The sequence below is a fragment of the Kitasatospora sp. NPDC034533 genome, assembly GCF_055575155.1.
On sequence record NZ_JBVITE010000116.1, the window covers coordinates 1 to 11,480 of the forward strand.

Genomic DNA, 11,480 nt, shown 5'->3' on the forward strand with positions numbered 1-11,480 from the left:
GTTCATTCCATTCTGTGTTTGGTGGCGGCCACCCGCCCGCCCCCTCCCCCTGCCCTCCCCTACCACAGACCACCCCCCACCCCCCCCCCCCTCCCCCCCCCCCCCCCCCCCCCCTGCCGCGTTCTCCCGGGTGACTCCCGTCTCAGATACTAGGAAATCCAAGTATTCGTGCAGACACGGCCGGGGCCTGGTCGTACCGTGGAAGGGCCATACGGTGTGCCGCCCCTGTAGCCAGGGCTTCGCGGCCCGTGTGCGCGTGCGCCTTCACGAGCAGGCGATCCCTGCTCCCGCGCTCCCCTCACCTCCCTCGCGCTGGCCTCCCGCAGCGCCGCTTCCAAGGAGCCCGGTATGTCGCCGACCGCCGCCGACCGCCACGCCACGTCCGCCCCCGCCGCCACCCCCGCCCGAGCCCCGCGCCGCCGCCGGGCCGTCGAGCGCAACCCCTTCGCGGCCGCCGCCCTCCAGCGCTCGCTGGACCGGCGGGACAACGGCGGCGTGACCGGCCACCACTCGTGACGACCGGCCACCACTGAGGCCGTCGTCGCGGCGGGTGGCGTTCATCCGCCGAATAGGCCGAACGGGTCGGTTCGACGTCACCCAGTAGAGTGCAACCTCGGTCCGTCCGAGGGAAGTTGCTCGTCCCCGGCAGCGCGATCATCCTAATTTGGGGCCCTCGGAGGGGTGATCGACGTTCGCGTGGGCGGACGTCAGCGGCACGGTGTGCGGATCTGTCCCCCTGCCGGGGGAAAGGGCCCAGTGCGTCTGCCACCCGTCCGCCGACCCGCCGCCCGGATCGGCCTCACCCTGGCCCTGCTGGCCGCCAGCGCCGCCCTCGCCGCCACCCCGGCGCAGGGCAGCCCGCCGGCCGCGGGGCCACCGTCCGCCGGACCGGCCCCGGCCGGGCCGGCGGTGCCGGGCCGAACGGTCTCCGTCCTGCTCGAACTCACCACCGAGGCGGCCGGCCCCGCCTGGCGGCGCGCCGCCGACGGTGCCCGGCGGGCCCGGCGCTCCCCGGAGGACGTCCACCGGGAGGCCGCCCGGGCCGGCGCGGCCCAGCGGGCCCGGGCCGGGGACGCGCTCGACCGGCTCGCCGGGGCCGTCCACCGGGCCGCGCCCAACGCCCGCGAGCTCTACCGCACCCGCACCGTGCTGGCCGGCCTCGCGGTCGGCGTGCCCGCCGACCGGCTGCCCGCGCTGCGGGCGCTGCCCGGCGTGCGGGCCGTCCACCCGATCGTCAACAAGCGGCGCGACAACGCCCACTCCGTGCCGCTGACCGGAGCCCCGCGGGTCTGGGCCGCGGACCCGGCCGGCGGCACCGGCCGGGGCGTGCGGATCGGGATCATCGACAGCGGCATCGACTACACCCACGCCGACTTCGGCGGCCCCGGCACCGAGGAGGCCTTCCGCTCGGTCGAGCGCGGCAAGCCCGCGCCGCCCGCGCTGTTCCCCAACGCCAAGGTGGTCGGCGGCCGGGACCTGGTCGGCGACGACTACGACCCAGACCCGGCCTCCCCGCACCACCAGCCGGTGCCGCACCCCAGCGACAACCCGATCGACTGCGTGCGCAACGGGCACGGCACCCACGTGGCCGGCACCGCCGCCGGGTACGGCGTCACCGCCGACGGCCGCCCGTACACCGGTCCGTACGGGCCCGGGCTGGACCCGGCCGCCTTCCGGATCGGCCCCGGCACCGCCCCGGGCGCGCAGCTGTACGGGATCCGGGTGTTCGGCTGCGACGGCTCCACCGACCGGGTCGCCGAGGCGCTGGACCTGGCCGCCGACCCGAACGGGGACGGCGACCTCAGCGACCGGCTGGACGTCGTCAACCTCTCGCTCGGCAGCCACTTCGGCAGCACCGACGACACCGACGCGCTGGCCGTCGACCGGCTCGCCGAACTGGGCACCGTCGTGATCGCGGCGGCGGGCAACGACGGCGACGTGTACGCCATCGGCGGCAGCCCCGGCACCGCCGCCCGGGCGATCACCGTCGCCGCCTCGGTGCACGGGCACGCCGACGTGGACGGCATCACCGTGCTCGCCCCCGCCGCCGAGGCCGGGGTCCTCCCGGCCCACTGGAGCGAGCGCTACCAGGGCTGGTCCACCACCGAGGTCAGCGGCGAACTCGCCCTGCCCGTCGACCAGACGGACGGCTGCACCGACTTCAGCGAGGCCGATCGGCAGCGGCTGAAGGGACGGATCGCGCTGCTCGACTGGCGCACCCGCGAGGCCGACCGCCCCTGCAACTCCGGACCGCGCGCCGACCACGCCGCCGACGCGGGCGCGATCGGCGCGCTGTACGCCGCCGACTCCGACCACCTCGCCGAGATCTCCGGCGACGACCGGATCCCGGCCGCGCTGCTGGCCCGGGCCGACGGCGAGCGGCTGCGGCGGGCCGTGGCCGCCGGGCCGGTGCGGGTCCGGCTCGCCACGCCCGGCAACCCGCTGCACGGCTCCGTCGCGCAGGACCAGCCGGGCCGGGTCGACACCCTGACCGACTTCACCTCGCGCGGCATCGGCGTGCCCGGCGTGGTCAAGCCCGACCTGGCGGCCCCCGGCGAGGGCATCTGGTCCAGCCTGGTCGGCAGCGGTACCGGCGGGCAGCGCGAGAGCGGCACCTCGATGGCCACCCCGCACGTGGCCGGGCTCGCCGCGCTGGTCCGCGCCGCGCACCCGGACTGGACGGTCGAGCAGGTCAAGGCCGCGCTGATGAACACCAGCGTGGACACCTATCTCGGCGACGACCGCACCGGGCCGGTCTACGGGCCCGAGCGGACCGGGGCCGGGCGGGTCCGGGTGGACCAGGCGGTCCGCACCCCGGCCGTCGCCTACGCGGCGGGGGAGGGCGCGGTGGAGGGCGCCGTCGGGGTCTCCTTCGGACCGGTCGAGGCCGGCGGCCCGACGGCGCTGACCCGGGAGATCGAGGTGCGCAACACCTCCGGCGCGCCGCTGGGCTACCGCACCTCGTACGCGGCCGCCACCGAGGTGCCCGGCGCCTCCTACCGGGTGACACCGGCCCGGGTGGACGTCCCGGCGGGCGGGACGGCGCGGGTGCGGGTGACGCTGACCGTGCCGGGGCGGCTGGGGCGCGCGCCTGACCCGACCACCGACACCGTGCAGGGCGGCAGGGCCCGCGCCTACCGGGGCGAGCTCTCCGGGCGGGTGCTGCTCACACCGGTCGGGGACGACGGGCTGCCGCAGCTGCGGGTCCCGGTGCTGGCCGCCCCGCGCCCGGTCGGTGACCTCGCCGCGACGGCCACCGTCCGCACCGCCCGGGACGGCACCCTGGTCACCCTCGGCGGCCGGGCCGCGCCCGGCGAACGGCCCGGCCTGGTCAGCGCGTTCGCGCTCGGCGGCGAGGGGGCCCGCTGGCCCGACTGCCCGCCCGGCGTCGACGGCGTGGCGGCCGGCCCGGGGGCGGGCGGCCGGCCCGACGGCGCGGGGGAGGAGACGGACGAGGTCTGCGTCGAGCACCCCGGCGAGCGGTCCGCCGACCTGCGCGCGGCCGGGGCCGCCGCAGACTCCGAACTCCTGTACGTGGGAGTGTGGTTGTGGGCGCCCGCGAGCACCCCGGTGGGGCTGTACGGGGTGCGGGTGGCGCTGGACACCGACGGGGACGGCAGCACCGACGTCATCCTCAAGGCCGACCGCCAGCGCGGCAGCGACGTGCTGGTCTCCCGCGCCCTCGACGCCCGCACCGGGGCCGAACTCGACGTCCAGCCGCTCAACGCCCGCTGGGGCGACACCGACACCGGGTTGCTGGACAGCGACGTCCTGGTGCTGCCCGTCCGGCTGGGCGCCCTGCCCGGCGTCGCACCCGGGCACAGCACCGTCCGCTACGGGGTCTGGACCGGCTACGCCGGGGGCGGGACGCCCGACGCGGCGGAGGCGCTCTCCACCATCGGGCTGACCGGCGCCGACCCGTCCGTCCCGTTCGACGTCCTGCACCCGGCGCTGACCGTGCGCGCCGGTCCCACCGGCCCGGCGGCGGTGACGGCCCCGGCGGGCCCGGGCAGCGTCCTCGCCGTGCACCGGGCCGAGGGCGACACCTCGCGGCTCCTGCTGCTCCACCACCTCAACCCGGCGGAGCGGCGGGCCCAGGTGCTCGACCTGCCGTGACCCGAGGTGGGGCGGTCCGCCGGGACTCCGGTGGGCCGCCCCGCCCTGTCCGCGCCGCTCCTCGACCAGGGGGGCCGCCGTCACGCTCCGGAGGCCCGCGCCGCCCGGCGGCGCTCCCGGCGCGGGGTGCCGGTGGGGCGGCGGGACAGGCGGGTGAAGACGGCCACCAGGACGAGGACGGCGGCGCCGGCGGAGGTGACGGTGAGGCCCTCGGTGAGGCCGGGCGGGCGGAAGGAGCAGGCCACCCGGGAGGCGCCCCCGCCCAGCGGGACGCCGATCATGCCGAGGACGGGGGTCGGGGCGGTGCGGCGCCCGCCGTCGACGGCGCAGGTCCAGCCCTCGGTGGCCGGGACGGACAGCAGCGCCGTGCCGGTGGACCCGGCCGGGAGCGCGGCGGTGAGGGTGTGCCCGCCGGCCTCGACCCGGGTGGCGCCGGTGGCGGTGAGGCGGGCGACGGCGGCCTCCAGGGCACCGGCCCGCAGACAGCCGATCGGGCGGGCGGGGACCTGGCTCACCCCGTCCGGGCGCAGGGTCACCCGGACCACTCCGTCCTCCGGTACGGTCCCCAGCCGGTGGATCGGCACGGCGGTGGTGGGCTGGTCGCCGTCGCTGCGGAAGCCGGTGCCGAGGCCGCTGACCGTGCCCCGGTACCAGAGGGCGTGGAAGTAGGCCGTCCCACCCGGCGTGCAGACGGCGGTGAACACCGTGCCCTCCGGGCCGCCCGGCACCGACCAGCCGCTGGTGCCGTGCAGGGTGGGCGCCGGACCGCCGGCCGGGACGGGCAGCGGGGCGTCGTACACCTGGCTGCCGAGCAGCGACTCCTGCCGGGACCAGACCGAGGAGGTGTCCGGCCGGGCGCCCGCCGGCAGCACGGTGACCAGCGGCGGGGCGGCGCCGCGGACGGGGGTGAACCCGGGGGGCGGTGGCCCCGCGTCGAGGTGGGTGCGGACGCCGAACAGCGCCTGCCCGACCGGGTCGGTGACGCTCGCGGTCTGCCGCCCGCCGGCCGTCCAGCCCGCGCCGAGGTCGTGCAGCAGCAGGGCGGTGACGGTCGGCAGGTAGCTGCTGAAGTAGCCGCCGCCCTGGCCGTTCAGCAGCAGCGGGTCGTTGGGGGTGAAGGCGTGCGGGCCCGGGTCGCTGCGGCCGCGCGGCCAGTCGGCGGCCGCGCGCAGCGCCGCGTGCCCGGCCCGGACGGCCGCCGGGGAGACGCCGTCGGTGGGGACCGCGCCGAGCGCCGCGTACCCCGACCAGACGGCGTTGCCCAGCACCGTGCCGCCGATCACCCAGGTGGCCAGGGTGGTCGCCCGCCGGTCGGGGTGCCGGCGGTCCAGCAGCCACAGCGCGGCCGACAGGACGGCGCCGCCGACGGCCAGCAGCGCCCAGGTGGCCGGGCGCACCGCGTGCCGGCCCGCCGCCAGGGCGGCGATCACCGCCACCACGGCGGCGCCGCCCAGCAGGGCGAGCAGGTCCGGCCGGTGCGCCAGCGAGACCCAGCCGGCCAGCACCAGCAGCCCGCTGAGCACGAAGGCCACCCGGTACGGCCCGCCGGCCGGGATCGCCAGGCCGTGCCAGACCAGCACGGTCGGCGTCCAGAGGAAGCCGACCGCCACCAGGGCCAGCGCCGCGCACCACAGCGCCCGCTCCCGTGGCCGCACCCGCCGATTGAACGGCAGGCTGCACACCACCAGCAGCCCGAGGACGCCGACCGCCGCGTCCGGCAGCTGCTGGCCGCCGTGGGTGGCGGGCAGCAGCCGGGCGAGGTGGCCGCCGAGGCCGGACGGGCCGAGCGGCTCGACCGGGGACTCCGGCTGGGCCCGGCGGGCGGCCCGGACGGCGACGAACAGCACGGGCGAGGCGAGCAGCACCCCGGTAACGGCCATGGTGACGGCCCGGCCGGTGGCCCGGACCCGCAGGCGCAGCGGGCGCGGGGCGGCGAACAACCGGACGGCGAACAGCAGTCCGGCCGCCAGGGTGGCCAGCGCGGCGGTGTACAGGTTGCCCGCCCAGGCGAGGGCGACGCACAGCGACCCGGCCACCCAGTGCCGCTCGCGCAGGCACCAGTCGGCGGCGAGGCCGAGCAGCGGCAGCGAGACCAGGCCCCAGAGCCACATCGGGGCGGCCCCGCCGACGTCCAGCACCCAGGCGCACAGCCCGTACCCGACGGCGGCGAGCGCCCGCAGCCGGCGCGGACCGGGGTGGAGGCGGCCGAGCAGGCGGGCCATCAGGGCGGTGCCGAGGCCGATGGTGGCCAGGGTGACCAGGAAGACGGCGAGCGGGCCCTGGTCGCGGGGCAGCAGCGCGGTGGGCCAGGAGAAGGGGTTCATCAGGTAGGCGAAGAAGTCCGCCAGGAACGGGACGCCGTAGCCGCTGTTCCAGTTGAGCAGCAGGTCCCCGGCGGCCTGCCCGTGCAGCAGGTCCCACAGGTGGGCGTGGTACGGCACGGCCACCGCCTGCGCCCCGGCCGGCCACTGCCCGCGCAGCCCCGCCGCCAGCGCGTACCCGCCCGTCGCCAGCCCCGCCGCGCCCCCGCAGACCAGTGCCTCCCGCCGCCGCTCGCCCATCCGCACCCCGCTCCACGCGATCCGCCGAACCCCGCCACCTAAGCACGCCCCCGCCGCTCCACCGGTCACCCGCGTTCCCCCGGAGGAGTGAAGCCCGGCGAGACTGCCCCGAGCGGCCCGGGACGGCCGCCAGGATGTCCGTACGGGAGGGACCACGCGCGTCGCGGCGCGCGGGGCCGGCCCGGCCCGACCGTCCGCATCGTGGACGCGAGGTGTCAGCACCTGGGACGGCGGAGTAGGGTCCGAGCATGTCTCGCACCATTCGTCTCGCAGTTGTCCCCGGTGACGGCATCGGCCAGGAAGTGGTGGCCGAAGGCCTCAAGGTCCTGGGTGCCGCGCTTCCCGCCGACGTGAAGCTGGAGACCACCGAGTACGACCTCGGCGCCCGGCGCTACCACCGGACCGGCGAGACGCTGCCGGACGACGTGCTGGCGGAGCTGAAGTCCCACGACGCGATCCTGCTGGGCGCCATCGGCGACCCGAGCGTGCCGTCGGGCGTGCTGGAGCGGGGGCTGCTGCTCAAGCTGCGGTTCGCCTTCGACCACCACATCAACCTGCGTCCGGGCCGGCTCTTCCCCGGGGTGAAGTCCCCGCTGGGCGGCCAGCCGGAGATCGACTTCGTGGTCGTCCGCGAGGGCACCGAGGGCCCGTACGTCGGCAACGGCGGCACGCTGCGCACCGGGACGCCGCAGGAGGTGGCCACCGAGGTCAGCCTGAACACCGCGTACGGCATCGAGCGTGTGGTGCGCGACGCCTACCGCCGGGCGCAGGCGCGGCCGCGCAAGAAGCTCACCCTGGTGCACAAGAACAACGTGCTGGTGCACGCCGGTCACCTGTGGACGCGGATCTTCGCCGAGGTCGGCGAGGAGTTCCCCGAGGTCACCACCGACTACCTGCACGTCGACGCGGCGACGATCTTCTTCGTCACCCAGCCGGAGCGCTTCGACGTCATCGTCACCGACAATCTGTTCGGCGACATCCTGACCGACCTGGCCGCCGCCGTCACCGGTGGCATCGGCCTGGCCGCGAGCGGCAACATCAACCCGAGCGGCGAGTTCCCGTCCATGTTCGAGCCGGTGCACGGCTCGGCGCCGGACATCGCCGGCCAGGGCAAGGCCGACCCGACCGCCACCGTGCTGTCGGTCGCGATGCTGCTGGAGCACCTCGGCTTCGCCGCCGAGGCCGCCAAGGTCGAGGCCGCCGTCGCGGCGGACCTGGTCGAGCGCTCGGGCACCCGCAGCACCTCCGAGGTCGGCGACGCGCTCGCCGGCCGAGTATCCGGGTAGCGGGCCGGATCCGAGAGCGGGGTTCCGGCTGACGGGCCGGACCCCACAAGGTCTCCGGCCCAGCGGGCCGGACCGCATAATCGCAGTTCGCGGCCCTCGAAAACAGGGCATGCGGCTGTTCGGCACGGCCCTCTGGATGCGAGTATCGACAGTGGGCCGTGCCATTGTGCGTCCGTTCCGGTGATTTTCGCCGAAACGAATCTTCAGCGGTGGCGGCCCGGACCAACCACACGGTGAAGGAAACAGCCATGAGCACGGCCACCCAGGCGCCCATCACGTTCGACCTCAAGCCCTCCGCCAACCCGCTGCCGGCAGCGGAGCGCGAGGCCCGGCTGGTCAACCCCGGCTTCGGCCGGGTCTTCACCGACCACATGGTGACCATCCGCTGGACGGAGGGCGTGGGCTGGCACGACGCCCAGCTCGCGCCGTACGCGCCGCTGGAGATCGACCCGGCGAACATGACCCTGCACTACGGCCAGGCGATCTTCGAGGGCCTGAAGGCCTACCGCCAGGCCGACGGCTCCATCGCCACCTTCCGCCCGGAGGCCAACGCCGCCCGCTTCCAGGCCTCGGCCCGCCGCCTGGCGATGCCGGAGCTGCCGGTGGAGACCTTCGTCGAGGCCGTCGAGCTGCTGGTCCGCCAGGAGCAGGAGTGGGTCCCGAACGAGCCGGAGCAGAGCCTCTACCTGCGCCCGTTCATGTTCGCCACCGAGGTCGGCCTGGGCGTCCGCCCCGCCAACTCCTACCTGTTCATGATCATCGCCTCCCCGGCCGGCGCCTACTTCCAGGGCGGCATCAAGCCGGTCTCGGTCTGGCTGTCCAAGGAGTACGTCCGGGCCGCGCCCGGCGGCACCGGCGCCGCCAAGTGCGCGGGCAACTACGCCGCCTCGCTGGTCGCCCAGGCCCAGGCCGCCGAGAAGGGCTGCGACCAGGTGGTCTGGCTCGACGCCGCCGAGCACCGGTGGGTCGAGGAGATGGGCGGCATGAACCTGTACTTCGTCTTCGGCGAGGGCAAGGACGCGAAGATCGTCACCCCGGAGCTGTCCGGCGCGCTGCTGCCCGGCATCACCCGCGACTCGCTGCTCCGGCTGGCCTCCGACCTCGGCTACGCGGTCGAGGAGCGCCGGATCTCCACGGACGAGTGGCAGCAGGGCAACGCCGACGGCACCCTGACCGAGGTCTTCGCCTGCGGCACCGCCGCCGTCATCACCCCGGTCGGCTCGGTGAAGTCCGCCGCCGCCGACTGGACCGTCGGCACCGGCGAGCCCGGCCCGGTCACCATGGAGCTGCGCAAGGCGCTGCTGTCCCTCCAGAGCGGCCGGACCCCGGACACCCACGGCTGGCTGCACAAGATCGCCTGATCCCCGTGCCCCGGCGCCCCGGACACCAGGGCGCCGGGACACCGGAACACCGGTCCGCCCGTCCCGCATCGCGAGACGGGCGGACCGCGATCCGGAGGGCTGTGCCAGACTGCGAGCGTGTCCTCGCTTTCGCTGATTATTAGCAGCAGGCGCGCCGGTCCGCAGTGACCGCTTCCGCAGGACCCGATGCGGAGCGACCACGAGCGTCCAGACCCGCGCGCAGACCTCTCGCACCCGCGAGGGGTCTTTTTGTTTCTCCCGGACCGGCCGACGGCCCCCACAAGGGGCCCGGGGACACCGGGACCGCGCGCGGGATCATGGACAGTGGAGCCGGGACCAGAAGAGTCCGGCAGAGCAGTACCAACCTCCCCGAAACGGAGAACCAGGGGTCATGACCGAGGCCACCCGTACCGATGACAGTTTCCACGTGTTCGACACCACGCTGCGCGACGGGGCGCAGCGCGAGGGCATCAACCTGACGGTGGCGGACAAGCTGGCCATCGCCCGGCACCTGGACGAGTTCGGGGTTGGCTTCATCGAGGGCGGCTGGCCGGGCGCCAACCCGCGCGACACCGAGTTCTTCGCCCGCGCCGCCGACGAGCTGGAGCTGCGGCACGCCCGGCTGGTCGCCTTCGGCGCCACCCGCCGGGCCGGCGGCAAGGCGGCCGAGGACCCGCAGCTGGCCGCACTGGTCGCCTCCGGCGCGCCGGTGATCACCCTGGTGGCCAAGTCGCACGACCGGCACGTGGAGCTCGCGCTGCGCACCACCCTGGACGAGAACCTGGAGATGGTCCGGGACAGCGTCGAGTTCCTGCGCTCCCAGGGCCGGAGGGTCTTCATCGACTGCGAGCACTTCTTCGACGGCTACCGGGCGAACCCCGAGTACGCCGTGGCGGTGGTGCGCGCCGCGCACGAGGCCGGGGCGGACGTGGTGGTGCTCTGCGACACCAACGGTGGGATGCTGCCGGGCGGCGTCCGGGAGATCGTCGCCGACGTGCTGGCCAGGACCGGCGCCCGGCTCGGCATCCACGCCCAGGACGACACCGGCTGCGCGGTGGCCAACACCCTGGCCGCGGTGGACGCCGGGGCGACCCACGTGCAGTGCACCGCCAACGGCTACGGCGAGCGGGTCGGCAACGCCAACCTGTTCCCGGTGGTCGGCGCGCTGGAGCTCAAGTACGACCGCCGGGTGCTGCCCGAGGGCCGGCTGGCCGAGATGACCCGGATCTCGCACGCGATCGCCGAGCTGGTCAACCTGACCCCCTCCACCCACCAGCCGTACGTCGGCTTCTCGGCCTTCGCCCACAAGGCGGGCCTGCACGCCTCCGCGATCAAGGTCGACCCGGACCTGTACCAGCACGTCGACCCCGAGCGGGTCGGCAACACCATGCGGATGCTGGTCTCCGACATGGCCGGCCGGGCCTCCGTCGAGCTCAAGGGCAAGGAGCTCGGCTACGACCTCTCCAGCGACCGGGACCTGGCCGGCCGGGTGGTCGCCAAGGTGAAGGAGCAGGAGAACCTCGGCTACACCTACGAGTCCGCCGACGCCTCCTTCGAGCTGCTGCTGCGCGACGAGGTGCGCGGCAGCCGGGACCGCTTCTACACCCTGGAGTCCTGGCGGACCATCAGCGAGCAGGGGCCGAGGGGCTTCACGGGCAACGAGGCCACCGTCAAGCTGTGGGCCAAGGGCGAACGCCGGATCGCCACCGGCGAGGGCAACGGCCCGGTCAACGCGCTGGACCAGGCGCTGCGCACCGCGCTGGAGGGCATCTACCCGCAGCTGGCCGGTTTCGAGCTGGTGGACTACAAGGTCCGCATCCTGGAGGGCCAGCACGGCACCGGGTCCAAGACCCGGGTGCTGATCGACTCCACCGACGGCACCACCACCTGGTCGACGGTGGGCGTGGCCGACAACGTGGTCGCCGCGTCCTGGCTGGCGCTGGAGGACGCGTACACCTACGGCCTCGTCAGGGCCGGACTGGAGCCCACCGAGTAGCCGGCGCCCGACACGACCGTGGCCCGCGGGACCTCACGCGAAGTCCTGCGGGCCACTGCCGTGCGCGTTCACCGCAGTCGGGCGAGGAGGGCGTGTTCGACGAGGGTGATGAGGGCGCTCTTGGCGCTGTCGCGGCGGCGGGCGTCGAGGGTGATGACGG

6 protein-coding genes and 1 pseudogene are annotated in these 11,480 nt (G+C 75.6%); 5 read left to right on the forward strand and 2 right to left on the reverse strand.

Annotated elements, in window-relative coordinates:
* Window positions 1-348: 348 nt before the first annotated feature.
* Complete coding sequence (locus ACZ55U_RS37915; protein ID WP_465533995.1) at window positions 349-516, forward strand: hypothetical protein; 168 nt, start codon at window positions 349-351, stop codon at window positions 514-516.
* A gap of 240 nt (window positions 517-756) precedes the next feature.
* Window positions 757-4,116: a S8 family serine peptidase gene (locus tag ACZ55U_RS37920; protein ID WP_465533997.1), complete on the forward strand. Its 3,360-nt coding sequence runs from the start codon at window positions 757-759 to the stop codon at window positions 4,114-4,116.
* Window positions 4,117-4,196: 80 nt separating this feature from the next.
* Here the strand turns inward: ACZ55U_RS37920 and ACZ55U_RS37925 are convergent, their stop codons facing one another.
* On the reverse strand, window positions 4,197-6,677 hold the full coding sequence (locus ACZ55U_RS37925) for a YfhO family protein (protein ID WP_465533999.1): 2,481 nt from the start codon (window positions 6,675-6,677) through the stop codon (window positions 4,197-4,199).
* 248 nt (window positions 6,678-6,925) lie between these two features.
* On the opposite strand from ACZ55U_RS37925, the gene ACZ55U_RS37930 reads away from it, so the two are divergent.
* The 3 genes from ACZ55U_RS37930 (at window position 6,926) to cimA (ending at window position 11,320) form a co-directional block, all read left to right on the forward strand.
* A complete protein-coding gene (locus ACZ55U_RS37930) occupies window positions 6,926-7,963 on the forward strand; it encodes a 3-isopropylmalate dehydrogenase (protein WP_465534001.1) in 1,038 nt (345 codons plus the stop codon).
* A 248-nt stretch (window positions 7,964-8,211) separates the two neighbouring features.
* Entirely contained in the window at window positions 8,212-9,324 is a 1,113-nt protein-coding gene (locus tag ACZ55U_RS37935) for a branched-chain amino acid aminotransferase (protein WP_465534003.1), read from the forward strand.
* Window positions 9,325-9,715: 391 nt separating this feature from the next.
* On the forward strand, window positions 9,716-11,320 hold the full coding sequence (gene cimA / locus ACZ55U_RS37940; RefSeq protein ID WP_465534005.1) for a citramalate synthase: 1,605 nt from the start codon (window positions 9,716-9,718) through the stop codon (window positions 11,318-11,320).
* A gap of 68 nt (window positions 11,321-11,388) precedes the next feature.
* On the opposite strand, the pseudogene ACZ55U_RS37945 reads toward cimA, so the two are convergent.
* Window positions 11,389-11,480 (reverse strand): annotated as a pseudogene (locus tag ACZ55U_RS37945) (ATP-binding protein); the annotation flags it as partial.

Bases quoted from the DNA above. Each gene is read 5' to 3' on its own strand.
- ACZ55U_RS37915 (WP_465533995.1), top strand. From the start codon at position 349: ATGTCGCCGACCGCCGCCGACCGCCACGCCACGTCCGCCCCCGCCGCC.
- ACZ55U_RS37925 (WP_465533999.1), bottom strand. From the start codon at position 6,677: ATGGGCGAGCGGCGGCGGGAGGCACTGGTCTGCGGGGGCGCGGCGGGG.
- ACZ55U_RS37930 (WP_465534001.1), top strand. From the start codon at position 6,926: ATGTCTCGCACCATTCGTCTCGCAGTTGTCCCCGGTGACGGCATCGGC.
- ACZ55U_RS37935 (WP_465534003.1), top strand. From the start codon at position 8,212: ATGAGCACGGCCACCCAGGCGCCCATCACGTTCGACCTCAAGCCCTCC.
- cimA (WP_465534005.1), top strand. From the start codon at position 9,716: ATGACCGAGGCCACCCGTACCGATGACAGTTTCCACGTGTTCGACACC.